The organism is Shuttleworthella satelles DSM 14600 (genome assembly GCF_000160115.1).
Lineage (GTDB): Bacteria > Bacillota > Clostridia > Lachnospirales > Lachnospiraceae > Shuttleworthia > Shuttleworthia satelles.
In genome coordinates, this window is the sequence record NZ_GG665866.1 from 387,943 (window position 1) to 414,588 (window position 26,646).

At 53.4% G+C, this 26,646-nt stretch carries 19 protein-coding genes; 3 read left to right on the top strand and 16 right to left on the bottom strand.

Going from position 1 to position 26,646, the window contains the following annotated elements; genetic code table 11:
* Positions 1–171: 171 nt before the first annotated feature.
* Both GCWU000342_RS01795 and rd read right to left on the bottom strand, forming a co-directional pair.
* Entirely contained in the window at positions 172–2,709 is a 2,538-nt protein-coding gene (locus GCWU000342_RS01795) for a thioester domain-containing protein (RefSeq protein WP_156784467.1), read from the bottom strand.
* Between the two features lie 368 nt (positions 2,710–3,077).
* The gene (rd, locus tag GCWU000342_RS01800) at positions 3,078–3,239 is read right to left on the bottom strand and encodes a rubredoxin (protein ID WP_006905483.1); all 162 of its coding nucleotides are present in this window, start codon (positions 3,237–3,239) and stop codon (positions 3,078–3,080) included.
* A 356-nt stretch (positions 3,240–3,595) separates the two neighbouring features.
* Between rd and GCWU000342_RS01805 the strand changes: the two genes are divergently transcribed.
* Positions 3,596–4,972, top strand: coding sequence for an MATE family efflux transporter (locus GCWU000342_RS01805; RefSeq protein ID WP_006905484.1), 1,377 nt, complete (start codon positions 3,596–3,598; stop codon positions 4,970–4,972).
* Positions 4,973–5,087: 115 nt separating this feature from the next.
* Positions 5,088–6,092: an aldo/keto reductase gene (locus GCWU000342_RS01810; RefSeq protein WP_006905485.1), complete on the top strand. Its 1,005-nt coding sequence runs from the start codon at positions 5,088–5,090 to the stop codon at positions 6,090–6,092.
* Between the two features lie 149 nt (positions 6,093–6,241).
* Here GCWU000342_RS01810 and GCWU000342_RS01815 read toward each other — a convergent pair whose 3' ends face one another.
* The 7 genes from GCWU000342_RS01815 to GCWU000342_RS01845 all read right to left on the bottom strand — a co-directional run bounded on the left by GCWU000342_RS01815 (position 6,242) and on the right by GCWU000342_RS01845 (position 16,415).
* Positions 6,242–7,963, bottom strand: a complete 1,722-nt coding sequence (locus tag GCWU000342_RS01815) for an ABC transporter ATP-binding protein (RefSeq protein ID WP_045000131.1) — start codon at positions 7,961–7,963, stop codon at positions 6,242–6,244.
* Entirely contained in the window at positions 7,960–9,690 is a 1,731-nt protein-coding gene (locus GCWU000342_RS01820; protein WP_006905487.1) for an ABC transporter ATP-binding protein, read from the bottom strand. Before GCWU000342_RS01820 ends, GCWU000342_RS01815 begins: the two co-directional genes overlap by 4 nt.
* A gap of 290 nt (positions 9,691–9,980) precedes the next feature.
* The gene (cobI, locus tag GCWU000342_RS01825) at positions 9,981–10,667 is read right to left on the bottom strand and encodes a precorrin-2 C(20)-methyltransferase (protein ID WP_006905488.1); all 687 of its coding nucleotides are present in this window, start codon (positions 10,665–10,667) and stop codon (positions 9,981–9,983) included.
* Between the two features lie 164 nt (positions 10,668–10,831).
* Positions 10,832–11,344, bottom strand: coding sequence for a nitroreductase family protein (locus GCWU000342_RS01830; RefSeq protein WP_006905489.1), 513 nt, complete (start codon positions 11,342–11,344; stop codon positions 10,832–10,834).
* Between the two features lie 127 nt (positions 11,345–11,471).
* Positions 11,472–13,607, bottom strand: coding sequence for a YhgE/Pip domain-containing protein (locus tag GCWU000342_RS01835; protein ID WP_006905490.1), 2,136 nt, complete (start codon positions 13,605–13,607; stop codon positions 11,472–11,474).
* Positions 13,600–14,220 carry a hypothetical protein gene (locus GCWU000342_RS09865; RefSeq protein ID WP_006905491.1) on the bottom strand — a complete coding sequence of 207 codons (621 nt, stop codon included), beginning with the start codon at positions 14,218–14,220 and terminating at the stop codon, positions 13,600–13,602. Before GCWU000342_RS09865 ends, GCWU000342_RS01835 begins: the two co-directional genes overlap by 8 nt.
* Positions 14,221–14,276: 56 nt before the next feature.
* Positions 14,277–16,415, bottom strand: a complete 2,139-nt coding sequence (locus GCWU000342_RS01845; RefSeq protein ID WP_006905492.1) for a YhgE/Pip domain-containing protein — start codon at positions 16,413–16,415, stop codon at positions 14,277–14,279.
* Between the two features lie 208 nt (positions 16,416–16,623).
* On the opposite strand from GCWU000342_RS01845, the gene GCWU000342_RS01850 reads away from it, so the two are divergent.
* The gene (locus tag GCWU000342_RS01850; protein WP_006905493.1) at positions 16,624–17,586 is read left to right on the top strand and encodes a DMT family transporter; all 963 of its coding nucleotides are present in this window, start codon (positions 16,624–16,626) and stop codon (positions 17,584–17,586) included.
* 59 nt (positions 17,587–17,645) lie between these two features.
* Here GCWU000342_RS01850 and udp read toward each other — a convergent pair whose 3' ends face one another.
* The 7 genes from udp to hisA form a co-directional block, all read right to left on the bottom strand.
* Positions 17,646–18,425, bottom strand: coding sequence for a uridine phosphorylase (gene udp / locus GCWU000342_RS01855; protein ID WP_045000540.1), 780 nt, complete (start codon positions 18,423–18,425; stop codon positions 17,646–17,648).
* Between the two features lie 14 nt (positions 18,426–18,439).
* A complete protein-coding gene (gene hemZ, locus GCWU000342_RS01860; protein WP_006905495.1) occupies positions 18,440–20,341 on the bottom strand; it encodes a coproporphyrinogen dehydrogenase HemZ in 1,902 nt (633 codons plus the stop codon).
* Between the two features lie 177 nt (positions 20,342–20,518).
* Entirely contained in the window at positions 20,519–21,151 is a 633-nt protein-coding gene (locus tag GCWU000342_RS01865) for an MBL fold metallo-hydrolase (protein WP_006905496.1), read from the bottom strand.
* Positions 21,152–21,161: 10 nt separating this feature from the next.
* Positions 21,162–23,534: a RelA/SpoT family protein gene (locus tag GCWU000342_RS01870; RefSeq protein WP_006905497.1), complete on the bottom strand. Its 2,373-nt coding sequence runs from the start codon at positions 23,532–23,534 to the stop codon at positions 21,162–21,164.
* Positions 23,535–23,614: 80 nt separating this feature from the next.
* Positions 23,615–24,541: a GNAT family N-acetyltransferase gene (locus GCWU000342_RS09870; protein WP_006905498.1), complete on the bottom strand. Its 927-nt coding sequence runs from the start codon at positions 24,539–24,541 to the stop codon at positions 23,615–23,617.
* Positions 24,538–25,755, bottom strand: a complete 1,218-nt coding sequence (locus GCWU000342_RS01880; protein ID WP_006905499.1) for an LL-diaminopimelate aminotransferase — start codon at positions 25,753–25,755, stop codon at positions 24,538–24,540. The genes GCWU000342_RS09870 and GCWU000342_RS01880 overlap by 4 nt, the downstream gene beginning before the upstream one ends.
* Before the next feature lie 62 nt (positions 25,756–25,817).
* Entirely contained in the window at positions 25,818–26,627 is an 810-nt protein-coding gene (hisA, locus tag GCWU000342_RS01885; protein ID WP_006905500.1) for a phosphoribosylformimino-5-aminoimidazole carboxamide ribotide isomerase, read from the bottom strand.
* Positions 26,628–26,646 lie beyond the last annotated feature (19 nt).

A 26,646-nucleotide genomic window follows, 5' to 3' on the forward strand; every position in this document is an offset into this window, starting at 1 on the left:
TCTTCTTCTCCGCAGCCTTTTTGCTGTCACCGTTTTTTCTGCCGAACTTTCCCATGGGCCGCCTTCTTTCTATGTCATCAGATCTGGAAATCTCAACTATTCTAACACAGATCAGGAGCCTGTGTGAAAAATTACCTGGCCCCTTTCACGTCGATGGAATTTCGATAGAATTTATTTCCTGCCGCGAATTGCCAGAAGGACTGCCATGCTTCCCAGAGCAAATGTTCCGCAGATAAGGAAAATCCATAGCTGCCCCAGGTCTCCCAGTCTGGGCGCGTAAACCTTCCCCTCCGTCCGCGGGATCTCAGGCTTGATCGGACGATCAGACACCGTTCCTAAATCCGCGATTTCTCCCGGCCTGTTTGGATCCTGCCCGATCGCAAAGCGCAGGTTCACCAGCTCATATCCCCGGTTCTTGTCGCAGGATAATTCCATCAGACGATAATGTCCCTTTGGAAGGGCTCCCAGCTGATCGTCAATCCGGGCCATATTGCCATATCTTCCCAGGCCAAACCAGGTTCCGGCATCCTCTGTCATCTCAGAAACAGTCAGCGGCTTGTCCTGCTTGATCTGCCATTCTCCGCTCTTTGTCTCTTTTGATCCCTGGTCCAGCTGAATCCGATCAAGGAAGCGATCGTTGGCATTGGTCTTGTGGCTGTGCGCGATATGGCCGGCCCTGCTGTCAAAGCTTCCGTCTGCCCCTGTCATAACAATATGTTTCTCTCCCGTCTCCTCCCGGATCAAAAGGAAGGGAACCTGGATTTTCTCCTTACTGTCTTCCTTGATCTTACGAAGAAGGAGATCGGAGCGAATGGGTCGATTATTCTCGGCAAAGGTCAGCTTTTTCCCGTCAATATCGGTCTGGCAGAGTTTTCCCCCCTGCAGATCCCTGCTGATTTCAACTGTCTTCTCCTGTCTCTCACCAAGACAGTAGTCCTGATTGACCAATCTGAACTCGCCGCCTGTCTTCATTGTCTCCTCGACAATCCCATATTTTCCATAGGGCAGGCTCCTGTCATATCCGTCGCCATCATCATCCGTTGTAGCCAGATAGACTTCCTTCGCCTCGCTCTTAAGACCGTAGAGGCGCATTGCCTCCTCCTGGCTGTATTTTTTGCAGATCATTTCCCGGATCTTTGCCCCCGGAGCAAAACGCTCATCCTCACTGTAAATTCCATCTCTGTTGAGATCCACCGCTACCGTTTTCGCTGAGCGATTATAGATGGAGAAACGAATCCCCTCCAGGCTCATTGCCGCCGTATAGTCTCTTCCGTCCGGATAAGAGGTCTCCCTCTTCTCCAGAAGAATTCCGCCGCGCAGAATCTGCTCCCGCTGGCCATCGATCAGCGGATGAACCGTTTTCACCTGATGGTCGCTCCCACAGACCGTCTTGAGTAAATATAGCTTGGGATCAAGGGCATAGATCGCTCTTCCTTTGGCATCACGCGGAGCCTTCTTCTCCTGAATCAGATAGGAGCCTAAAGGCAGGACCTTCTTCCCCTGGTATTCCAGCAGGGGATCGCCGGACACATAGCAGCGGGGATCCTGGAAGTGAATCTCTCCCTTTTCATCTGTTCTCATCAGCCAGAGGTAAGTGGCCTTCTTATCCTTAGCCGCCTCTGCCGATGGCAGATCCTCCGGGTAAAAGCGAATCGAATACTCTGCTCCGAAAAGGCTGCCGTCCCCCTGTCCCTTTTCGCTGAGTTGAGCGTCCTTCTTGCGCCAGAGGATATCCGGCACATCATAGACAGGCTCGTCCTTCAATTCCATAGAGCCGATTTCATGGACATTCCCTCCGGCCTTGGCCGTAAAGGAGTATACCCTCTCATCTGTGCGATAAGATCCATTGGCAGGCCCTCTGCTCTCGCGAACAAAATACTGCTTTCCGGGCGTCAGATTCTGAAAGGTCCCCTCATATCGCTGGGATTCCCCTTCCCTTGTCAGACAAATCTCCTGTAATTGCTTCCTGCAGGCAGCATCATCATAGAGCCCGTAGCAGACCCCTGCCAGAGAATAGCAGCGGTTCTTCTCTGTCAGCGGATCCGCCGCTGACCTTTTTCGAATGACAAAAGAGGTCCCGGGTACTTCCTCCTCTTTCGGCGCCTGCCAGAAATAGAGCAGATCCTGTCCCTCTGCATCTTTATTGTGGCAAAGAAAGGCCCTCAGCAGATTCTCTTTTGGCGCCGGCCTGGATTTTACCAGCTTCCAGTAACGTTCTGCCTGTTCCTTTCCTCTGGCATTGAGGTCGACTGACCAGTGGGGATCGCCCATAGCCCTGGCCAAAGTCACATGGGAGATGACCAGCTGTTCCTCAGGGGACAGACCCAGCTCTCCCATGGCATTGGTCCGACTGCCATAGCCGTAATAGAGTACTTTCCTCACCTGCTCATCTCTTTGCTCACTGACCCGAAAGCTTGTGCCGATTCCCGGCGTGGACTTATTCGGATTGACACAAAATCCGTGATAATCGCTCCCCCCTCTTTGCAGGATAAAGTCATTCGTCCAGTTGCCTTTCCCCAGGCCGGCCTGCTCATAGCTGACCTCTTTGGCATAGGACTTGAGCACCGCCAGATCTTCCACGGCAAATACCCGCCCAAACCGCCTTCCCGCTCCTCGCAGCGGAAGAGGCAGAATCGTCCCCAATACCGCCAGCAATAAAACCAGACAGACCACTCGCGTCCGTCTCCTTCTACAAATGCTATTCTTCATACTTCCTCCCATTGTGGATCGGCAGATCCGATCAATCACAATCTGTCACGAGAGGTAAGGCAAGAATAGCCCTTGTATCATCCCTGCACAAGAGACAGGCTCAACAAAGAAAAGAGCTCTTTTTCTCTCTTTTTGATATTTTGCAGGATTCCCTGCAAACGCTATTTTCTGCTCTCAAAACGATCAACTCTTCCAGCTTCCGTCCGGGTACAAAGGTACAATAAAAAATGGAATCCGCTTCCGCAAATCTTTAAAACCACAGATAAGGGGCCGTGAAGAAATGACTCTCTCATTTCTTCACAGCCCCTGAGATCTTCAGATTCGATGGGATTTCTATCCCACTTCATCCTCATCCATCAAATGTCCGATTAATCAGCTACAACAAAAGCATCCTTTGACGCGCCGCAAACAGGGCAAACCCAGTCATCGGGGATATCTTCAAAGGCGGTTCCCGGAGCAATGCCGCCATCGGGATCACCGACCTCGGGATCATAGATATAACCACAGGGCTCACATAAATACTTATCCATATCGCATTCCTTTCTGTCCACACGCAAGGTGAACTTCCCATAAATCTACTGTAACTAGGAATTGTTACTGGAAAGCATTATATTTGATCTCCTTTTTAATTGCAAGCAATTTTTATTGCTCTCTTCCCTGCTGAGACGCAGCTAACAGGCACTTACTGACAAGCTGCAGTCTCACCCCCATAATTCAGCTGCTGACATGCAGCAGTCCCGCACTTCCCATCATTCAGCTGCCGGTTCGCTTGAGAAATCCCCCTGTCCCAATTACAATTAAGATTACTCTCCACCGCAAGACATCAGTGCGGGTCCTGGTTCTCTATAGCCACAGAAGATTTGACAGAAGAAATAAAGTGAAGACTATGACCCATCAAAAGCAAACAAAATCCATCCAGAAAAACCTGACCCAGGGTCCCATCAACCGCCAGATTCTGACCTTCTTTCTCCCCCTTGTCATCGGGGCTTTCTTTCAGCAACTCTATAACACCGTCGACGCGTCCGTGGTCGGACAATTCGCCGGGACAGAGTCTCTGGCCGCTGTCGGCGGTTCCTCCGGCATGATCACCCTCTTTTTGTTCACCTTCTTCATAAATCTGGCAACCGGAGCTACTGTTGTCATCTCTCAGCATTTTGGAGCCGCAGAGACAGATAAAGTAGATGATGCCCTGCACACCGCCTATGCTTTTTCCATATTGGCGGGTCTTTTTCTGGGTATCATTATGCTCTTTTTAACCGATCCCTTCCTGCGTCTTTTACAGACGCCGGAGAATCTGATGGAGGCCTCCGCTCTCTATGTCCGAACCCTCATGGTCGGACTGATCTTTACCCTGACCTACAATATGGGCGCCGGAATCCTGCGGGCCATTGGCGACTCCCGCCGCCCCCTCTATATTCTGATCGCCGCCACTGCCATCAACATTATCCTTGACCTCTTCTTTGTCGCCTTCCTGCACATGGGCGTTTTTGGCGTCGGCATCGCGACTGATATCTCACAGGGCATTTCCGCCCTTCTGGTCAGCTGGCTTCTGATCCGAAAAACACCCGGACTCAGACTTTCTCTCAGGCGACTTCATCTGAATCCGCAAACTCTGGCCAGAATTCTCCGCATCGGTCTTCCCACGGCCATTGCCGGCAGCATGTTCACCATTTCCAACATGATTCTTCAGGCCTCTCTCAACCAGAAGGGAGTAAACGCCATGGCGGCCTGGACCGCTTATGCCCGTCTGGATGCCATCTGGTGGATGATCGACGCGTCCTTTTCTGCCTCCATCACTACTTTTATCGGGCAAAATTTCGGGGCGGCAAAGCCGGATCGAATCAAAAAGGCGAGCAGAAATGTTCTCCTCATCGAACTGGCCTTCGCTCTGATTCTCACCGGTCTTCTACTGATCTTTACTCCCTCTCTCATGCTCCTCTTTACCAGAGACGCGGAGGTGATTCACCTGGCGGAGGACATTTGCCGCTGCATCGCCCCCTTCTATGCCATCTATGCCTTCTCTGAGGTCCTCGGATCCATTCTGCGGGCGGAAAATAAGGTGCTGATCACCACCCTGATCAATCTGCTCGGCATCTGCGGCTTTCGCGCGATCTGGCTCCTTGTCATCGTCCCCGGAGGCAGCGTCAGGCAGCTCTTTTCCTGTATGCCCATCTCCTGGGCCATTATCTCCGCCTCTATAACCATCTACTATCTGCTGCAGCAGCCCGGGATTCTGCATCGGCTGGAGGGCAGATCCAAATGACAGACAGAAGTCATGGGCTAGATCGAAATAAAATCAGAAGACCCGGCCGCATACCAGAGTCCTTCATCTGCTCTATAATAGAAGGGTCAAAGCAGAAAAAGACAGGAGGAAACATATGTCACACACCTATCAGGCAGCGGATAACCGCTATGAAAAGATGCTATACCGCAGGGTTGGCGCAAGCGGTCTTCTCTTTCCCGCCATCTCCCTTGGCTTCTGGCATAACTTCGGGGAGAACGACAACCCCGATAACATGCGGGCCATGATGCGAACTGCCTTTGATCTAGGAATCAGCCAATTTGATCTGGCCAACAACTATGGCCCCCAATACGGACGCGCCGAGAAAAATGCCGGCAAGTTCCTGGCAGAGGATTTCAAGCCCTATCGGGATGAACTCGTCATCAGCTCCAAGGCCGGATATGATATGTGGCCCGGCCCTTACGGCAACTGGGGCAGCCGCAAGTATCTGATCGCCAGTGCCGACCAGTCCCTGAACCGTCTGGGGCTCGATTATGTGGACATTTTCTATCACCATCGTCCCGATCCCAACACCCCCCTGGCGGAGACCCTGGACGCCCTCAAGTCAATTGTGGACGCGGGCAAGGCAATTTACGCCGGTATTTCCAACTACAATGCGGAGCAGACAAGAGCAGCTGTCAGATACGCCAGGAAGATCCATCTGCCCCTGATTGTCAACCAGTCCCGCTACTCCATCTTCGACCGCAAGATTGAGCGCATGGATTTGCCCGGACAGGCCGACGAGGACGGCATAGGCATCATCGCCTTCTCTCCTCTGGCCCAGGGCCTGCTGTCCGACCGCTATTTAGACGGCATCCCTTCCGACAGCCGGATCGCCCACGATGGCCGCTATCTCAAGAGAGAGGATCTGACCGAGAATAAGCTGTCTGCTGCCCGTCGCCTGCAGGAGATCGCCAGGGACCGCGGGCAGTCTCTGGCTCAGATGGCTCTTGCCTGGGACCTGCGTCTTCCCCAGGTCTCCTCTGTCATCATCGGAGCCTCCAGTCCCGCGCAGATCAAAGAGAATGTAGACGCTCTCGCGCGCCTGGACTTCTCCCCCGCGGAGCTGACCGAAATCGACGAAATTGCCGCAGGAATCTAGAGATGTTATAAACCCACAGGAATCTGACAGGCCTCTTCGTCCTTTTTTATCCACATCCGAAAAACCTTTTGGGGATCTTTGCGCGCGCTGCCAGGCTGCCCGCAAAGATCCCCTTCTCCGCATTCTCCTTCGTATGTAAATTTCTCTGTTCAGTATGTAAATTTCTCTGTCAGACTGGATTTTTCAATCAGCCTCTGGTAGAGCGGCGACTTCTTCATAAGCTCGTCGTGCGTACCCGCTGCCTCCACCCTTCCGGCGTCCATCACCACGATCTGATCCGCCTTCTCGATGGATTTGAGCCGATGAGACACGATGATGACGGTCTTATCGGTAATCAGCCGGTTTAAAGCCTCCTGGATCTTCCGCTCGTTTTCCACATCCAGACTTGCGCTGATCTCATCCAGCAGCAGTATCGGCGCGTTTTTCAGGAGCGCGCGGGCAATCGAGATCCTCTGTCGCTCTCCGCCTGAGAGCTTGCTGCCGTTTTCCCCGATGAGGGTGTCATATCCTTCGGGCAGCCTGAGGATAAAGTCCTCGCAGTTCGCGAGCCTGGCCGCCTGCCGCACCTCCTCATCCGTCGCGTCCAAACGGCCCATACGGATATTGTCCAGTACAGAGCTGTTGAAGAGGATCACATCCTGAAAGACGAAGGAGACCTTATCAAAGAGCGCGTCTGTGGATATCTCCTGAATGTCATGGCCATCGATCCTGATACTTCCGCCGTCATAATCGTAGAGCCGTGAGATCAGGCGCAAAATCGTTGACTTGCCGCATCCGGACGGCCCCACAATCGCCGTAACCTGATCCTGCTTTGCCACAAAGCTCACGCCATTGATCACCTTTGTTTCATCGTTATAGGCAAAGCGCACATCTTTTAGTTCAATGTCAAAATGCTCCAGCTCAAGGTTTTTTCCCTGCTGCGTCGGCGTGTTTCTGAGTTCTCCTATCCGCTTGATTCTGGCGTCCAGATAAAAGAACTCGGCGAAAAAGTCCTCCATGACTCCTACCGCGTCCGTCAGACGCATGGAAACCAGTAAAAAGCCGATCACATAAATCATCTGGACAGCGTTGATCCGCAGGAGCGCCGCGGAGACTGCCGCGACAAATCCGATGCTCAGCTTCATGACAGCTGTGGACAGGAGGATGGGCATGGACTGCATAAGCTCTGTCCGCACCCGCAGCCGCTCGGCGGCGTCTAAAGAAGCTGATACCTCCTGGTAATTTTTGTCCTCATAGCGACAGCTCTTGATTTCCCGCTGCAGCTCGATCGCCTCCTGGAATGCCTCTGTTGTCTCGCGCATTTTCCAGAAGTATTTCTCTGTCCATCGCTTCTGTGCCCTTTGTGACAAGAGCATGAGCACGAGTCCCACCGCAAGCGGAATCAAAGCGGCCAGGCCCAGGAGCGGATTGGATGCCAAAAGAAGCACTGCCATTACGGTCAGGAAAAAAACATAGGCGATGCAGCGCGGAATGGAGTGACTCATAGCGTGTTCCAGATCCGTCACATCCTGCATGATCGTCTGGGCCAGATCGCTCAGATCATGCCTTGAGAAATAGGACAGAGGCAGCTTTTTGATCTGATCCGCAATCTCTAACCGCAGGTTGGTGGCCTCCTGATAGGTTCCGTTAAAGGTCAGCACATATTCGCGGTCAATGAGGATGTACAGCACTGCCAGCGTGACCGCGATGATAGCCAGATAGTACCAGGCGGGCCTGATAACGCCCTTGAGCACATTGTCCCCATAGTACATGGCGATCAGCATCAGGGCCATATAGCCCGCGTTTACAAAGAAGGAAGCCAGGGCAGCGCGGCGCACCATGCGGATACCACTGTCTGTCAAGCCAAAATTTCGTTTCAATATCGTCTTCATTCGCGCACCCTCCATTCATTCGCCTGCATAAAGTCTTCCTGCAGCTTTTGATAGACGGAGTTATGTGCCATCAACTCACTGTGGCTTCCTCTCTCCACCAGCTTCCCATCGTCAATGACAAGGATCTCGTCCACACCTGTGATAGAGCTGAGTCTGTGCGCGATCATGATGACCGTCTTTTTCTTCATGAGATTTGCAAAGGCCAGCTGCAGCTCATACTCATTTTCCGGATCCGCCGCGGCGGAGGCTTCATCTAAAATAATGATCTTTGCATCCTTTAAAATCGCCCGGGCGATGGCAATGCGCTGCACCTCTCCGCCGGACAGATGAACCCCCCTGGCGCCAATCAGGGTGTCCTCACCCTTTTCCAGCTTGTTTAAGATCTCATCGCACTGGGCCAGGTGGAGGGCCTCCATCACCTCCTGTCGGCTGCTGTCAGGCCGCCCCATCCGCACATTTTCATAAATGCTCTTCTTGAACAGCTTCACGTCCTGAAAAACGTTTGCGATGTTTTGTGCCAGGGCGCCCTCCGTGTATTCGCTGAGATCATGCCCGTCAATTAAGATATGGCCGTCATCCAGCTGATAAAAACCAGAAATGAGCTTTACCAGCGTTGATTTCCCGGAGCCTGAAGCGCCTACCAGCGCATAAGTCTTGCCCTCCTCCAGCTTGAGGGAAAAATGCTTTATCACCTTCTGATCCTCATAGCCAAAGGTCACATCCTGAAACTCTATCGAGCTTCCCTCCATCGTCTCGCGCTGACCGGTCGAAAGCTTTTTCTCATCCATCTCGGAAAAAAGCTTTTCAATTTTTTCAATACAGGCACTGGCCTGATAGGTATACATGCCCACATACATCACCTTATTCAGGGCCATATAGAGGATGCCATTGAACAAGGCATAAAATAAAAACTTACAGAGCTGGACCCTCGGATCATCCCCGCTCCCATAGCCAAAGAACAGCGCGACAAGGAAGACCGCGTTATAGAAGACCTGAAAGAAGACATACCAGCTCCGGCAGCTCATACTGTACTTCAGAGCCAGGTCCGCGTACTCTGTCACAGATCGATAGAATTCCTTCAGCGACTGCAGACTGGTCTTAAAGATCTTCAGTACATGAATCCCTCGCACATACTCCACAGCGCCGGAATTCATCTTATCGGACGCCGCCATATACTGATTCATGAAGTTCTGGTCCCCCATCATCTTACGGATGAAGAGTATCCCCGACAGAAAGCTGACGGTAAATAGCAATCCTATCCGCCAGTCCACATAAAAGGCCAGGGCAATTCCGAGCAGGGGAGCGAACACAGCGGTGGTCAAATCCGGGATCAGATGCGCCACACTGGAGTGGGTCAGCGCCGTGTTGTCATCCATAATCTTGCGGACGCGCCCGGACTCATTCTTGTCATAAAAGCTGAAGGAAGCGTTCATCAGATGCCGAAGTCCCTGCTTCTTCAGATTTGTCTCCAGTCGAAAGGCCAGTATATGCGTAGACCAAAGGGCCAGAAAATAGACCAGGGCATTCGCAATTAAAAAAATCACGACATCCATGGCCAGGGGAACCGCTCCGGTCATATCGACATCAACAATTACTTTTCGCAGAAAGCGATAGAGATAATAATAGCTGGCAACAGAGAGTCCCGCGGCAAGCAGTGCCATCAGTATGCCGACATAGACAAAGCCCATCCTCTCCGGCGCATACGTCTTTAGTTTTTTGTAAATCATACGAATCCCTTTCTCTCTGGCAGACCGAAGGCAGACACAATCCTCCCCTCTGATCAACTGGAAATCAGCTCAGTCTTTATCGATACCATTAAAAAGTTAGTAGTGACTAACTTTTATCTATATTTTACTTGCAAAACAAAGTCAGCGCAAGTGTTCGATGTCAATAAACGACTGTTTGCCGTAATCATACGTCTGCTCGGCGTATTGGCACAAAAAGAGATTCATATGGGAATCACATGTGATTTATATGGAAAATAATATGGAAAAATGCTGGAGAATGGCGATGATCCTTATTCCTTGACAATCACCGTCAGCATATAGTCCCCGGGCAGCTCGTGAATATCGTTAAAGACCTCCTCGCCGGGAAGTCCGCAGTCTTTGACCGCGTAGACCCTGGCGCCTGGCAGCTTGTCGACGGCCTCAGCCAGCTTCTCCGAACAGGGCCCGGCCTTCATCACAATCTTGCTGCCGGGCAGAGCCAGTCCCTCTGCAAGATGACTCTTTCCATTGAGCAGATGGACCTCCTCATCATCCAGGCAGAGGGGAATATTTAAGCGGGCCGCAGCCGCCACAAAAGAGGGAATCCCATTGACTAGACTCGTTTGATATCCCTCCTCCTCGGCATAAATCTTAAGGTAACAGAAGGTGGAATAGATACAGGGGTCTCCGATGGTCAAAAAAACCAGCTTCTCTCCCGCTTTCAGATAGGAGCGCAGAGACTCATAGTTGGCCTGAATCTGCCGATCCCGCAGATCCTTATCCCGGGTCATGGGAAAGTCAAGGCCAAGCAGGCATTTGCCGGCCAGAGCAGGTACCGCCCCCAGCGCGATCTTGTAGGCCCGCGCCTCCTTAGCCTCCTTCTGGGGGAGAATAACGCGATCCGCCTCCTGAATCATGCGAACTGCCTTTAGGGTCATCAGCTCCGGATCGCCGGGACCTACGCCCACCCCGATCAGCTTTCCTCTTCTTTCAATCATGGTCTTCCTCAGTGCTCAAAATTAAACTTCATCCTCTGTTCTCTCTGATCCCCGCATAGAGTTCTAATCCCTGTGCAAGGCTCGGATCCCTGCACTGAGCTCGGATCCCTGTGCAAGGCTCAGATCCCTGCATTGAGCTCTGATCCCTGCACAAAAAGATCAGGTCACAGATAGGATACGGTCTCGCTTAAGTCCTTGCGGCTACTATGGTTAGGCAAGGGCCCCGCCCCATCCGCGGCATAGCCCAGATCCATCAGCATCAGGACCTCCTCCTCTTCCGGAAGATCATAGAGCTCTTTTGCCCGATCGGGATCAAAGAAGTTAATCCAGCAGGAGTCCAGTCCCTGCTCTGTCGCCTCCAGAATCATATGCGTCGCGATAATGCTGGCATCCTCGACCCCCGAATCGCGCTTCTCTCCCGGATAGGTGAAGACATTTTTCTTATCGTAGGTGACCATCAGGGCTGTTTTCGCCCCATAACGGCAGGGCGTCAGCTGATCAAATTTGTCCAGAGCCTCGTCAGACTGGAGCACATATACATGCTGCTCCTGCAGATTCTTGGCCGTCGGCGCAAGCCGCCCGGCCTCAAGAACAGCCTGCAGCTTATCCGCCTCGACGGGCCTGTCGCTATATTGCTTGCAGGAATAACGCTTCTCTGCCAGTTCTAAGAAATTCATAGTATCCTCCTGATCATTTGTAAAAATACTCGCGCGGTTTCACACACAGGTCCTCTCCTGTCAGAGCGTACAAAAGGCGAAGCTCCTGTGTCTATCTTACGTTTTCCTTGCCGCAAAGTCACTGCCCCTATGCCCACAGGTCGGATCCCGCCTTGGACGCCTCGATCTTATGGGTCAGACCTCCAATGATCCTGCTGATTCCAAGACCAATCACAAGAGCCGGAGGCACAAAACCAAGCAGGTGCAGCAGGTCGATGGCATAGGCATTGGAATAGAAGCCTCCGACGCACTCCCGCAGGGCATTGATTCCATAGCGGAAGGGCATGAAGGGGTAGAGAATCTTATAGATCCGCGGCAGAACCTCAATGGGAAAGGTTCCTCCGCTCCCTGCCACCTGGACGACCATGATCACAACGCCGACGGCCTCTCCGACTGCCCCAAAGGCATAGGTCAGGGCATAGAGAAGAAGGGTAAATACCAGACTGGCTACTGCCGCCGCCAGCCAGAAGAGAAGGCGAGACTGAGCCTGAATCCTCACGTAAAAGAGGGTCCCAAGGACAATGATCAGGGTCTGTACCTGCCCCAGGAGAAAGAAAATCAGATAGCGACCCCAGAACTCGTGCCTTGGCTTAACACCCGGGATCTCCCCCGGATGCTTCTGGCGGGGGCGAAGAATCGCCACCTGAATCAGGGCCCCGACCCAAATGGCCAGAATGACATAGAAGGCCGCCATAGCCGAACCGTTATTTGCAATGGGATAGGCGGATTCACTTTTCAGTCCCACCGGGGAAGAAATGAAATCCGCAACCAGATCCGGATCAGACTCAATCAGCTTGATCAGCATGCTGTACTGATCAGAAGAACGCAGCTCAGAGACCTGGTTGATCAGGTCGCGAAGCTTTCCCTGCATCTGGGACAGATGATCTCTCGCTGTAATCAGATCTCCTTTGGCCGCCCCGGATAAATCCGGATAAGACGCGAGGATCTTATTCACAGCGTCAATATTCACGCCGGCATCGCTTAAGAGTCTGCCCGCCTCCGCCATGGAATTCCTGATCGAATCCATGGAGGCTGAGATCTTTGGCTTGACCTGACTCTGGTAATCCTCGAGGATCTCCCGACTGGATGAAAGCAGCTGCCCGCAGTCATCCGCCGCCTGTTTAGACAAAGTCAGGGTGGACTGGCCGCTTCTTGCCGCCGCCTTCATGCCCTCCAGCCGGTCCCTCAGGGTCTGATATCGCTGGTTGAAGGTGTCCAGTCTGGCCTGAAGTCGGGCAGGCAGATGAACCGCTGAGAGAGCCCCGTTGATCTGGCTGTGCAGGCCGTCTAAAAGCGTCTCCAGCTGATTGATTTTGGGCTCCGCCAGCTCCTGGCCGTCCGCGAGCTGATTCTGCAGGGTCTCAAGGTAATCAGAGACTCCGGCAAGCTGCGACTCGATATAGTCAGCCGTCTTTTGTCCTGCCTGAGAACTGCCGGACGACTGAGATTGCTGACTCTCAGCCCTCTCCTTTGCCGCCCTCAATTTGCTCCTGGAGTCCCCGCTGATCCGCTGCAGCTCTTTAGAGAGCGCCTCACTTGCCTTCTTTACCTGATCCGCCGAATCCGCCAGAGAAATATACGCGTTGATGACGCCGATACTTGTCGTCATATCCGAATCCATCTGTTTGAGATGTTCTAAAGCCGCATCCGTCAGAGGAGTCTTCCCGTCCGTATTGGAGATATACTTTCCGGCGGAGAGCAGACCCTGAGCCAGAGAGCTGACAAAGGCCTTGTTGACCTCCTCCTGCACCGTCGTCTTGACCTTTCCGGTAATTTTAGGGGCGATGGCATTTTTCTTCTCATTCTCGTAGTAGTATATCTGAGGGTGATTGAGCTGACCTCCGATGAAAGAGAGCATATTCGTCGAGAAGTCCCTGTCAATGACTAAAGCCGCGTAGTACTGACCGCTGGTCACTCCCTCCCTGGCCGTCTCAGCCTTGTCTACAAAGACCCAGCCGATGGACTGGTTGCTCTTTAGCTTGTCGATCACAATATCGCCAATGTTGAGCCTTGCCCCGTCCAGATCTGCCCCCTGATCCTCCGTCGCCACGGCAACCTTTAAGTTTCTGGTCGAGGCAGACCCGTAAGGATCCCAGTTTGACAGGATATTAAACCAGGCATAGAGGGAGGGTATCACAGCCAGGCCCATGATTACCACCAGAGCAACCACGTTGGTCCAGATCCGCTTTGCGTCCCTGCGAAAAACCTTAAACACATTACGCATGGGATTCCTCCTTTGTCGGAGCCTTCTCTTTCGTCTGCCCGTTCTTCTGTCCCTTCGCCCCGCCGCCTTTTTCTTCCGCCGCTCCGGATTTTTCCCGCAAGAAATTCTTCTGATCTTCCCTGGAAGAGATCACTTCATCCACCGTAACCAAAACCTCTTCCTCTTTCTCCTGCCCCCTCTCGGCGGTCTTTTTCCCCTTTCGCCCGATCGCTTTATTTTTAACTTCGACGAGCTGCTCCATCTTTCTGTTTTTGGCCTCCGCAATATATCCAACCTTCTCCTGCAGAGACTCCAAATGGGGCTCCAGGTATTTCCCCTCGATCAGGGACTCAGGCTCCCCGTCCTCTCTGTCCTCCAGATCAATCAGCTTCTGCTGGAGCTCAAAATCCGTGTATTCCACGAAAATCAGATAGGCGGCGATCCCGAAAAGGCTGACAATCCAGAGCATCAAAAAGATAAATCGGGAACCTCCGATCGTAAAGCTCAGGATCAAAAAGGCCAGCGGCAGGATCAGATTGATCCGGATGCCCAGTCGGATCCTGCTGACATTCGCCTCGTGCTTGTCCCTGAGCTCGCTGATATATTCATAATAGAATTTCTCGTAGTCCTTCATGATCCATTCTCCGCTTCAAACGATATGTCCCTGCACCACTTCAAATCATATATCCCTTACATCAACTCCGTATCGTCCATCCGCGCCTCCATAAAGTGAAGGAGCCTGGCAGTGGGCTTATGCATCCAGATTCCAATGGCCAGAGCCACCAGAATAAAGACAGAGAGCTTTCCTAAATAGATAAGAATGTCCGTCCTGTAGAGCCCGGCCACACACTCCCGCAGGGCGTCGATCGCGTAGGGGAAGGGAAAGAAAATATAGGCATTCTGAAAGAAGGTCGGCAGAAGCTCGATGGGATAGGTCCCGGAGGAACCGGCAATCTGAAGGACGACGATAACCACTGCCGCCGCCTTGCCCACATCTCCGAAGGCATACACCAGGGAGTAGATGAGCAGGGAGAAGGTCAATCCGGTGACGGCACAGACCGCCCAGAAAAGGAAGGGGTGAAGACACTGTATTTTGAGCACAAAGAGATCTCCCAGGACCAGCAGAACAACAAAGAACTGCTCCAGGAGCCCGAAGATCAAATAGCGGCCCAGATAGAGCTGATGCGCCCTGGCATCCGGATAGTACAGAGGATTCGGATGCGTCTTCATGACCGCCGCGAGCAAAAGACCCATAACCCAGATCGCCAGGACAGAATAGAAGGGGGCCACGGCCGATCCGTAATTCTCTACCGGATAGATCGCCGTCGATTTGATCTCGACCGGGTCCGCGAAGAAGCGTCCATAGGCCTGCGGATCGCCGGAAAGGGTATTGATCAGCGCCTTTACCGCGTCATTCTCTCCCGCTCCCTTGACGGCGTCCAGGACAGCGGAGATTCGATTGTCCAGAAGGGTCAGAGCCTGCCTAGTCTGAATCAAGCTGACATTTCCAGCGTTGACGGTGCCCGAGAGAGCCCCGAAGACGTCTCCCATTCCTCCCAGGAGACTGGACATCTGATTCATGCTGACCCTGGCATTCCCTATCGTCCTGGCCGTCTTATCAAGGGCAGACTCGATCTCAGCCGGCAGACTTCCTGTCAGCTCTTCTGACAGATTTTTACTCTCCTGCCTGAACTGGTCCAGCTGCCGATAAAACTCCGCCTTATCCTCCCTCTCCTTTTGGCTTAACTGGGCATCTGTCTTTCCGACCCATGAGGCCTGATTCTTGGACTCCAATTCCTGCAGATTCGCCTTGATCTTATCCAGCCGGTCGACGAATCGGTGCAGCTTCGGAGCCAGGTCCGCCGGAAAGGCAGCCGCCAGGGCGTGAAGCTGCCCATCCAGCTTATCTAATTTGTCCCTGTAAGTCTGAAGGGCCTTCTGGATACTGTCCATATCACTGCCGCCGCTTAAGTCCTCAAGCCCCTTCTGCAAATCACTTGCATTGGACACTGCCATTGCCTGCAGATCGCGCATGCGCCTGCTGTATTCCTCCAGAGTCAGCTGAGCCTGCCCCGCCGCCTCCTGGGCCTGACCCAGGCCTGACTGCGCCTGGCCCAATGCCCCGTTGACGTTCTCTGATGCCTTGTCCGCCTGCCCAAGGGCTCTGTTGGCGGCCTCATTTCCGGCGATCGCCATATCCAGCTGGGTCTGATAGCTGGCGATATTGCTCCGAATCTGCTCAAAGCGGGAAATCAGTCCATCGATTCCTCCCTGCTTCTCAAGATCCTCCGTGAAGTGATTGGTGTCTGTAAAGACCTTCTGGACCATCATCTCAACAAACTTCTCGTTGACCTGGGACTGGATACTTGTCACTACCGTATCCGTGATCTTATTGGCCACAGCATTTTTCTTCTGATTCTGATAGAAGACCAGCTGTGGCTTGTCCACCCCCTCCGTGAAAATATGGGTCATCTTCTCGCTGAAGTCCTCCCCCACAATCAGAGCCCCGTAGTAGTCGCCTGACTCCACGCCTGCCCTGGCTTCTTTCTCCGAGCCCAGAAAAACCCAGTCGATCTTGTCGTTATGGCGGAGCTTGTCGACAATCTCCGCGCCCATATTCTGCTCTTGTCCCGCGCTGTCTTGATCCCCCCGGTCCAATGAGACCACTGCAATCTTAATGCCTCTGGTATTGCCATAGGGATCCCAGTTGGAGTAAATGTTGGCCCAGGCATAGAGACCGCCGAGGACGCAAACCCCAAGAGCGATGATAAGAGTGAATACGCTCCTTCTCAGTTCCCTCAGATCGTGTCGGAATATTTTAAAAATCATAGCTCATCCTGTGATGTTTGAAATCATATTAAAATACTGATTTTTTCATTTTAACACCCTGGAACCTTCAGGCGGTAAAAAACTGCCGAATCTGGGCTCATATCATACAGGGGACAGGGATTGTATACGAGATAAGGCAGCAACTGAACCCGGGGAAGGACAGCAATTGCGCATAGGGCAGGGCGGCAATTACATATGAGGCAGATTTATGAGTCGAGCTCTGCTGTTTTATAGCTTTTCCTACGATATAATGAAATACATGACAAATCCAAAGATCAACCAAAAACTCCTCGGCGCTTTTTCTGCCGTCGCCTCCGGTATCTGCTGGGGTCTCTCCGGTTCTATGGGGCAGTATCTCTTCACGTATCAGAAAATGCAGACTCCCTGGCTGGTTCCCATCCGCCTCTTTCTGGCGGGACTGATCATGCTGACCTACTGCCTGGTCAAGTACGGGCCAAGGAAAAGCTGGCAGCCCTTTACCAACCGCAGGGACGCCCTTTTAACCCTGGTCTACGGGATCCCGGGCGTTGCCCTCTGCCAGTTCCTCTACTTCCTCTGCATTCAGCTCTCATCCGCCAGCATGGGAACGATCCTGCAGGATCTCTCCCCCGGCCTGACCCTGCTTTTGGTCTGCCTTTTGTCCCGGCGCAGACCTCATCGCTTAGAGCTGCTCGCGATCTGTTTTGCCTTCCTGGGCGTTCTATCCATTGTCAGTCACGGAAGACCCGGAGAACTCAGAGTCTCTCCCCTTGCTCTTGCCGCCGGTATCGGCTCTGCCATCGGAATCGCCGTCTACAACCTGGTCGGAAAATCCATCCTCAAGAAGTACCCGGTCGCCATCATGCAGGCCTGGGCCTTCTTCTGGGGCGGTATTGTCATGGCCCTGATCTTTCAGCCCTGGCATATCCCCTACCGGCCAAATTCGATTGGATATTTGGGGATTGCCTTCGTCGTTTTGGTCGGCAATGTCGCCGCCTTTTCCCTCTACATGACCGGCCTGAACCGGATCGGCCCCGTACCCGCCGCTCTCTATGCCTTTTCAGAACCCGTCACGGCGGCTGTCGTCACAGGAATCTTCTTTCAAACGCCCTTCAGCCTCTGGGATGGCCTTGGCTTCTTACTCATCCTGATTATGATGATCTGTATCTCTTATCGTCCCAAACAGGCATAAGTGAGAGGAAGTCCGGCAAGCAGCAGTGCTTGCCGGACTTCTTTTACAGACGCTTCCTGTTACAGACGCTTCCTGTCCTCTGCAATTACCGTTTGCAGTGCCTCTGTGGCACAGCGCGCAGCCAGGTCGGTGTCATAAACGACGGGATTGGAAAGCCCTGCCTTCTCCCGCTCCTGGTTGGCCATAACAAGAAGAACCGAGGCCACCCGGACCCCAAGGGCCTGGGCTACTGTATAGAGGGCGGCCGATTCCATCTCACTTGCCAGACATCCAAGCCGCTTCCAGGCCTCCCATTTATTCTGCAGCTCATAGGAGACTGGGCTCTTCTGGGGGGAGTGCTGTCCATAGAAGGAATCCTTGCACTCGACCACACCCGTGTGGTATCTGACTCCCATTTTCTCAGCGGCGGACCGCAGCGCGCAGAGCAGGGTGAAGTCGGCCACCGCCGGATACTCGATAGGGGCGTATTCTCTGCTGCATCCTTCCATTCGGACAGCTCCTGTCGCCACAATCAAATCTCCCCCCAGGATCTCCTCCTGCATTCCGCCGCAGGTTCCGACCCGGATGAAGGTATGGGCTCCCGCCATGACCAGCTCCTCCATGGCAATCGCGGCAGACGGACCGCCGATTCCTGTGGACGTCACGGAGACCTTAACTCCCTTGAGCTTACCCGTATATGTGGTAAATTCCCGGTTCTGTCCGACCCTGACGCCATCCTCCAGATAGCCCGCAATCTGTTCACATCGGCCGGGATCTCCCGGCAGAATAACATAGGGTCCGATCTCCTCTGCTCCAACCCCTATGTGATACTGCTTGTTTGGATCCTTCGCGTAGCGCATATCCTGCTCCTCTCTCAATCCTCCTCAAAGAAAAGTCTTCTCTTCCGCTCGATCATCTGATCTACCCGGGCGATGTATTCCTCCACATTCTTGACATTCTCACAGCGGTCGGTTTTCCCATTTGCCAGGATTTTCTTGGAATCAGCCGCGCAGCCCAGGGCCACGATATCCTGCTGTTCCTCCATAATAGCGATATTATAAATGCCCTCATAACCCTCTTTGGCATAACCCACATTCTCCTGATTGCCGGCGATGTTCTTCTGCCGGTAGAGATAGTAGGGAGATAATCCCATTTTTTTTGCATAGGAGGCTGCCAGTGCCATCAGTTCATCAGAGGATTCCATAACATACTTTGCGTACTCCTCCCAGCGCAGGTTCAGACGGGCCGTCCTCTTTAGGGCGAGGGAGTGGATCGTCAGATTCTCAGGCCCCATGGCCGCTATCTCCTGTAAGGTCCGCTCGACGTCTGCCCTGCTCTCCCCCGGCAAACCGATGATGAGGTCCATATTAATATCGTCAAAGCCCTTAGACCGGGCCAGGCTGTAGGCCGTTCGAATCTGCTCCGATGTGTGATGACGGCCGATCAGCCTTAATGTCCCATCCTTCATGGTCTGGGGGTTAATGCTGATCCGGGTCACCCCATGCCCTCTTATCGCGTCCAGCCTGGCCTCCGTGATGGAGTCCGGCCGTCCGGCCTCAATGGTCCACTCCTTGAGTTGACTGGTATCCAGCCTCGACTCAATACAGGTCAGCAGGCGATCCAAAAGCTCTGCCGGAAGAGAGGTTGGCGTTCCTCCCCCGATGTAAATACTGTCAAGTACTCTCTTCTTTTCCTCCTGAAAGTCTTCTCGCACATAGTCGATCTCCCTCTCAAGAGCCGACACATAGTCCGGCATCAGAGCGGCATATTTTTTCTCCGGATAAGAGGTAAAGGAGCAGTAGAGACAGGTAGAGGGACAAAAGGGAATATTCAGATAGAGACTGTAGCCCTTCCTCCCGTCTTCTGCTCCTCCCATCCCTCCTGTGTGGATCCTTCTTAAAACCTTGCGCTCCCTGCTGACGATCTCCATACAGGTCGCAAGCTTCGCGTCAGAGACCATGTAGGTCTCCTTCATCCAGCGGGCCGCTTCTTCCTCTGAGGCGCCGGAGGCCAGTTTGCCCAGGAGAATCTTGGTCGGCCGAATCCCCGAGAGCGTTCCCCAGGGCAGATCTTTCCCCAGATCCTCAGACAGGGCCAGATAGATCAACCGCTTCAGGACATTTTTTTGCTCGCGGCGAAGGAGAATATCTCTCTCTTCGGCACAGGGCATAGCCTCTGGTCTTTCCTTTACAAAAGAAGACAGCGTCTCCTCACAGACCTGGCCGGAATTCGCTGACCAAAGAGCGGACAGGGCAGGGTCCGCAGGAAGTCCCCTTTCATCGGCCAGGGCCAATTCCCTCATCATTTTCTCCGCCTCTTTGCCGTCAGCTTCCCAGCGAATGCGGATCCTGTCCTCGCGGATATCGACGAGAAGCACAGAGGCAGGCTGTCTCTCCAGAGTCTTCCGCAGCTTCTCCTGAGCCCTTGACAGCTTCTCCTGCAGGGCCTCAGGGCTTCTCTCATGATGATTGGCATGCCCCTTCTCCTCTGTCCATGCTCCCCTTGCTCCCCTTGAGACAGGATCGGCGGCTGTTCTCTTCTGCTGAGCGCCCTGTCTCTCTGCGACTTTTTCCTCCCAATATGCCAGCTTCTCCTCGGCATCCGCCCTCTGCAGACGATAGCTTTTCAGGGCCTCCGCCGCTGTCTTTCCTCCCTCTAAGCTGTGCGCCAGATCTCTCGGATAGAGAAAACCCAGCTTGGCCCCCGGGAGAAAGGACCGAACCAGGTTATAAATATCGTATTCAAAACCGCTGGTATTCAACCGGACATAGATCATAAGATAAGCCTATCCTCTGTCATGCTTTCCCTCTTCTGTCTCTGTGTTCCTTCCATACACATGTCCAACCGCATAGGTCTGAGACCCTTGATACAATCTTTGGCAGCTGTCGATTTACAGTCACTCTGATTCCATGCATGCAAAGATCTCCAAACAATTCTGTACTGTCTTATATTTTTACAGCAGATATGGATTATTCACTCTCTCCTCCCCGATCGTCGTCTCTCCCTCGTGTCCGGGCAAAACGCGAGTGCCCTCAGGCAGGGTCATCAGCTTTTCTTTTACGCTCCTGACCAAAAGAGCCACAGATCCTCCCGGAAAATCTGTTCTCCCCAGAGAACCCGCAAAGAGACTGTCCCCGGAAAAGAGAACATTTTCATAGGGAAAATAGAAACAGCAGCCACCCTCTGTGTGCCCGGGCGTAGCCAGAAGACGAAAATGCAGACCGGCCAGGTCTTTCTCCTCCCCGTCTCTCATAAAGAGGTCGGCGTGAAAGACCTGACTATGAGACAGGATCCAGGAAGAAAGATTGTAATTGGGATCGGCCAGAGTCCTCTTCTCTCCCTCATAGGCGATCACCGGCACCCGGTCCTTAAGCTCCCTCAGCAGATCCTCGATTCCCCCGGCATGATCGGCGTGCCCGTGGGTTAAAAGAACAGCGGCAAGCCGCAGTCCTTCCTTTCTCAGATGCTCCGCAAGCTGCCTGCCGGCCGCACCGGGATCGATAATCAGGGCCTCTTTTTCTCCTTCTTTATGAATGATATAACAATTGGTCTCTACAGGGCCGACGACAAATTGTTGAATCAGCATATCTCTTCCCTCAGCCTCCCGTCGTCCGCTCGATGTCCACAACAGACTCAATCTGCCGCAGCTTCTCCGTCAGATTGCGAAGCTCCTCCTTGCCGTGAACCTTGAACTGGATTGTGATGGTCGCCACCCCCTGCCTGGAGGTATTGGAGTGCAGCTGCTCGATATCAATATCCGCCCCGGAAAAGACCCTGGACAGATCCACCAGAATTCCCACCCGGTTGTTGGCGTAGATCTTAATGACCGTGTCATAGAGCTTGCCGCTGGGATTAGACCAGCCGTCCTCCCATTCCGCTTCAATCAGGCGGTTTTTCTCCATGTCCGGCAGATTGATCATATTGACGCAGTCGGTCCGGTGGATGGAAATGCCTCTTCCCCGGGTAATATAGCCGACGATCTCATCGCCCGGCACCGGACTGCAGCACTTGGAGAAGCGGACGGAAACATCATGCAGTCCCTTGACCACGATCCCGCTCTTATGATGCCTGGTCTGCGTATTCTCCGGGTGCTCGTGAACCGAGCCGGAAGCCCCCTCCGGCAGGTCTCCATCCGCAGGGGTCTGCGGCTTAACCGAGGCTAAGATATCCTCATCGGTCAGAATTCTGGGATGATCCTTGCGGTAGTTCTCAAGAAGACGGTTGATCACCTGTCCCTCCTTGAGCCCTCCGTGTCCCACCGTGGCCAGAGCATTGTTCCAATCGTGGAAGCCGAAGCGGCGAAGTACTTTCTGCTGGTATTCCGGCCGGTTAATGGCATTGAAATCAATGTCATGGCTCTTCGCGTAAGCCATGAGAAGCTCCTTGCCCCGCTGGATATCCTCATCCTTGGACTGGGCTCGAAACCACTGATTGATTTTATTCCTGGCCTGGGAGGATTTGACCAGCTTGACCCAGTCGCGGCTGGGCCCCCTGGAATTCTGAGAGGTGATGATCTCAATTCGGTCGCCGTTTTGGATGCCGTAATCGATCGGCACCAGCTTACCGTTGACCTTGGCTCCCACCATCCGATTCCCGACAGCCGAGTGAATTGAGTAGGCGAAGTCGACCGGGGTCGATCCCGCAGGCAGGTTCTTGACATCACCGGTCGGCGTGAAGCAGTAGACCGTGTCGGAGAAGAGGTTTAAGTCGCTCTTGATCAGAGAGACAAATTCCTTATTATCCGTCATATCCTGCTGCCACTCCAGGATCTGCCTGAGCCAGGACAGCTTCTGTTCCTCCTGATTGGTCGTGGCCCCCTCTCCGGACTCCTTGTATTTCCAGTGAGCGGCAATACCGTACTCAGAGATCCTGTGCATCTCCCAGGTGCGGATCTGAATCTCAAAAGGCTGCCCCTTGGGCCCGATGACCGTCGTGTGCAGGGACTGGTACATATTGGGCTTGGGCATGGCAATATAGTCCTTAAAGCGGCCGGGGATTGGTGTATAGTGCTCGTGAATAATTCCCAAAGAGGCATAGCAGTCCTTTAAGTCATCGACAATAATGCGGACCGCGAAGAGATCATAGATCTGATCCAGCGTCTTATGCTGATTGACCATCTTCTTGTAGATGGAGAATAAATGCTTGGCTCTCCCGTAGATCTTGGCCTTAATCCCCGCCGCGTCAATCTGCCTTGTCACCAGGTCCGCCAGGGACTGAATGTACTCGCTTCTCTCGCTCTCACGCTGGTTCAGCTGCTCCAGAAGATCATAGTAGGCATCCGGTTCCAGGAACTTGAGCGCCAGGTCGTCCAGCTCGACCTTCACCTTGCTGATACCCAGCCGCTGCGCCAGAGGGGCGTAGATCTCCATGGTCTCGCGGGCCTTCTCCTTTTGCTTGGCGGGCGTCATGAACTTTAGAGTGCGCATATTGTGCAGGCGATCCGCCAGCTTAATCAGAAGGACACGGATATCCTTGGACATGGCCAGGAACATCTTCCGCAGATTCTCCGCCTGAATCTCCACCTTATCGGCATCATAGGACAGCTGCCCCAGCTTGGTGACCCCATCCACCAGAAGGGCGATCTCATCGCTGAACTCCCTGCGAACGTCATCCAGACTCATGACCGTATCTTCTACGACATCGTGCAGAAGACCTCCGACGATGGTCTCCTTGTCCAGCTCCAGATCCGCTAAGATCAGTGCTACAGACAAAGGATGAATAATATAGGGTTCACCGGACTTGCGCTTCTGATCCTTGTGGGCCTGACGGGCAATCCCATAGGCCTTCTCAATCATGGAGATATCTGTATTGGGATGATATCGGTTAATCCGGGCCACAAGCTCTCTGTAGATCACCTCCGGATCCACGAAGTCATCCGTGGCGATGACGCGGGCCGCCTGCGCACGCAGGATCTTCTTCTCGATTTGTTCCAGCTGCTCTCTGGATTCCAAATGCGTCATGTCCGCCATAGACCGACTCCTCTCACAAGAGTAAACCGCGCCGGACTCCTCCGACGCAGATCCCTATAGATGTCCATTATTATAGAAGATCAAAGGGACAAATGCCAATGATCCCCCTCATTCTCCCCTCCAAAGGGTCCCCTCTCCTCCCTGACAAAGTTAAGTTTCTCAAGCAGGCGCTGTGAGGGCAGATTATCCGGGTGGACATGCGCGACAAGTTCCCTCAGCCGCAATTTCTCCCGCGCGTATTGACAAATACCCTCCAGCGCTTCTTTAGCATATCCTCTGCGACGGCAGGACGCGTCAATCAGATAACCGACCTCTGCCTGGCCCTCCCCGCAACGATCGGTTGGCTTGAGGTCAATTCTTCCGACAACTCTCTCCTGCTCAGCTCTTTCCTGTTTGTCCGCATCCCTCCTGCCGCCATCCCTCTTCTTAACTTCTCTGTCAATCAGCAGAAATCCTCCCATCCCACAGAGGGGATAGAGATAATCCCAATAGGTTTGAATCAGCTTTTCCGTTGCCCTGCGGCCGCCCAGAGGCTCTATGAAGTCTTCCATCGCTCCGCCGGTCTTTTGCGCTTCCATATGCTCTTTTGCTTCAAGGCTTCGGTACAGGCGAAGCAGGGCCGGGTAATCGGAGGGAACCATCTCCCGAATGATCAGTCGCCTGGTTCTTATGATCTCATCCGGAATTTCCATCCCCCTGCGATAGCTTCTGAGAATATCCTCTTCCTCCAGGGCCTCAAAGCTACATAGGACCAGGTCCGCGGACAGGTCTTCTCCCTCCGACGCGACGCCGATGACCGGAATTTTCGCCTCCCGCATCGCCAGGATACTGGCCTCTTGTCTGCAGATCGCAAGATCAACTCCCCCCTTTGATATACAAGAGGAGACCTCAAAGAAGGCCTCCTCAGGATGCAAGGGCAGGTGACCGCACCGAATCAGAAAATCGTCCATGGTCGGATCCTCGTTTCGGTCAAAGTCCATTGCGATGATCAATTGTTCTCTCTTCATACCTTCATCTTCCCGATGCGCTCTACCGCGCGAAGGGTATTCTCATAGCTGCCGAAAGCAGTCAGGCGGAAGTAGTGCTCCCCGGAGGGGCCGAAACCGGATCCCGGTGTGCCGACGATGTTCACCTCCCTCAGAAGGTAGTCAAAGAAATCCCAGGAGCTCATATTGCCGGGCGCCTTGAGCCAGATGTAGGGGGCATTGACCCCCCCGTACACCTCAAAACCCGCCTCTGCCAGACCATCGTGGATGATCTTCGCATTCTTCATATAGTAGGCGACCAGCTCGCGAATCTCCCTCTGCCCCTGATCGGAATAGACCGCCTGGCCGGCCCGCTGGGTGATATAGGGAGCGCCGTTGAATTTGGTTCCATGGCGGCGGGCCCACATGTCGTGAAGACTGATTCCCCCCTGTACAATATCCCTGGGAAGAACTGTGAATCCCAGACGCACTCCGGTAAATCCCGCGTTTTTCGAGAAAGAGCGCAGCTCAATGGCACAGGCTCTTGCCCCCCGGCACTCATAGATCGAATGCGGAACATCCGGCTGGGAAATATAGGCCTCGTAGGCGGCGTCAAAAATAATGAGAACTCCATTTCTGTTAGCCCAGTCTACCCAGTCCTGCAGTTGATCCTTTGTCAGTGTGGTCCCGGTCGGATTATTGGGCAGACAGAGATAGACCACATCGGGAATCTGACTGGGGAATTCCGGGACAAAATCATTTTCCGCCGTCACGGGCAGATAAATAATATCGCTCCACTGCTCTTTCTTCGCATCCCAGTTCCCGCAGCGGCCAGCCATGACATTGGAATCCACGTAGACCGGATAGACAGGATCCGTGACGGCGATGCGGGTGTCCTGGGAAAAGAGCTCCTGGATGGCTGCGGAGTCCGACTTGGCCCCGTCAGACACGAAGATTTCATCGGCAGAGACGTCGACGCCTCTGTCCTTGTATTCTCCGGCAATGGCATCGCGCAGAAAGTCATAGCCCAGATCCGGCGCGTAACCGTGGAATCCCTCTTCCGTTCCCATCTCATCGACGGCATCGTGCATGGCCTTAATGATTGTCGGGGTCAGAGGACGGGTCACATCCCCGATTCCCAGGCGAATGATATCCGCCTGGGGATTGGCCTCTGCGAAGGCCGCCACCTTCCGGGCAATGTCCGAAAAGAGATAGCTTCCGGGCAGCTTCTGAAAATTGCTGTTAATCTTGTACATATTTCACCTCGTATTCATCTTTACGGTATCAATGGGTTTTCATCAGATCATCTGCCCTTGCCCTATCCTCTTGGTACCCGACCGGGTATATCAGGGGATGGCATGCGATATTCTCTAACCCTCTCGTATGACAGCTTTCCTCCAAAGAGGTCCAGTGCGGATCCCACTGTAAAATCAACCCTTCCCTGTCCGATTCTTCCTATGTTCTCGATATCCCCATAGCTGTGAATCCCACCGGCGTAGGTGACGGGGATCCCTTTCCAGCCCGCCAGAAGCTTTAGCAAATCCTCTGCGGGTCCGGTCTGCATGCCCTCCACATCCGCGGCGTGAATTAGAAATTCGTCGCAGTAATCTGCCAAATGATTCAAGAGTTTTTCTTCCACCGGCTCCTCCGTCAGAGTCTGCCAGCGATCAGTGGTCACATAATAGCGGCCTTTTCTCTTGCGACAGGACAGGTCTAAGACCAGGTGTTCCCTGCCGACTGTCTCCACAAGGTCCCTGAGCCGGTCATAATTGACCTGTCCCCTCTCAAAGACATAAGAGGTCACAATCACATGGGAAGCTCCGGCATCCAGATAGACCCCGGCATTATCCGCGGTGATGCCGCCGCCGATCTGCAGTCCGCCGGGATAGGCTGCCAGAGCGGCCAGCGCCTCCTGCCTCGTCTGCTCAAAATAATTGGAGTCACGGGCATTTAACAGGATGATATGTCCCCCCGTCAAATGATCCCTCTGATAGAGCCGGGCGTAATCCGCCGCCGACCTGTCAGAGACATAGTTCTCACAGGCCCTGTCCCCTTGATCCTGCAGGGAGGATCCGACAATCTGTTTGACCTTTCCGTTATGAATATCAATACAGGGGCGAAACCGCATCTCTCCTCCTCTTTGCCGA

Excerpts from the sequence above, each read along its gene's own strand:
- GCWU000342_RS01805 (WP_006905484.1), top strand. The coding sequence starts at position 3,596 with ATGACCCATCAAAAGCAAACAAAATCCATCCAGAAAAACCTGACCCAG.
- GCWU000342_RS09870 (WP_006905498.1), bottom strand. The coding sequence starts at position 24,541 with ATGAAGAGAGAACAATTGATCATCGCAATGGACTTTGACCGAAACGAG.
- GCWU000342_RS01815 (WP_045000131.1), bottom strand. The coding sequence starts at position 7,963 with ATGAAGACGATATTGAAACGAAATTTTGGCTTGACAGACAGTGGTATC.
- rd (WP_006905483.1), bottom strand. The coding sequence starts at position 3,239 with ATGGATAAGTATTTATGTGAGCCCTGTGGTTATATCTATGATCCCGAG.
- GCWU000342_RS01830 (WP_006905489.1), bottom strand. The coding sequence starts at position 11,344 with ATGAATTTCTTAGAACTGGCAGAGAAGCGTTATTCCTGCAAGCAATAT.
- GCWU000342_RS01810 (WP_006905485.1), top strand. The coding sequence starts at position 5,088 with ATGTCACACACCTATCAGGCAGCGGATAACCGCTATGAAAAGATGCTA.
- GCWU000342_RS01795 (WP_156784467.1), bottom strand. The coding sequence starts at position 2,709 with ATGAAGAATAGCATTTGTAGAAGGAGACGGACGCGAGTGGTCTGTCTG.
- udp (WP_045000540.1), bottom strand. The coding sequence starts at position 18,425 with ATGCGCTACGCGAAGGATCCAAACAAGCAGTATCACATAGGGGTTGGA.
- cobI (WP_006905488.1), bottom strand. The coding sequence starts at position 10,667 with ATGATTGAAAGAAGAGGAAAGCTGATCGGGGTGGGCGTAGGTCCCGGC.
- GCWU000342_RS01870 (WP_006905497.1), bottom strand. The coding sequence starts at position 23,534 with ATGGCGGACATGACGCATTTGGAATCCAGAGAGCAGCTGGAACAAATC.
- GCWU000342_RS01835 (WP_006905490.1), bottom strand. The coding sequence starts at position 13,607 with ATGCGTAATGTGTTTAAGGTTTTTCGCAGGGACGCAAAGCGGATCTGG.
- GCWU000342_RS01865 (WP_006905496.1), bottom strand. The coding sequence starts at position 21,151 with ATGCTGATTCAACAATTTGTCGTCGGCCCTGTAGAGACCAATTGTTAT.
- GCWU000342_RS01820 (WP_006905487.1), bottom strand. The coding sequence starts at position 9,690 with ATGATTTACAAAAAACTAAAGACGTATGCGCCGGAGAGGATGGGCTTT.
- GCWU000342_RS01880 (WP_006905499.1), bottom strand. The coding sequence starts at position 25,755 with ATGTACAAGATTAACAGCAATTTTCAGAAGCTGCCCGGAAGCTATCTC.
- GCWU000342_RS09865 (WP_006905491.1), bottom strand. The coding sequence starts at position 14,220 with ATGAAGGACTACGAGAAATTCTATTATGAATATATCAGCGAGCTCAGG.
- GCWU000342_RS01850 (WP_006905493.1), top strand. The coding sequence starts at position 16,624 with ATGAGTCGAGCTCTGCTGTTTTATAGCTTTTCCTACGATATAATGAAA.
- GCWU000342_RS01845 (WP_006905492.1), bottom strand. The coding sequence starts at position 16,415 with ATGATTTTTAAAATATTCCGACACGATCTGAGGGAACTGAGAAGGAGC.
- hisA (WP_006905500.1), bottom strand. The coding sequence starts at position 26,627 with ATGCGGTTTCGCCCCTGTATTGATATTCATAACGGAAAGGTCAAACAG.
- hemZ (WP_006905495.1), bottom strand. The coding sequence starts at position 20,341 with ATGATCTATGTCCGGTTGAATACCAGCGGTTTTGAATACGATATTTAT.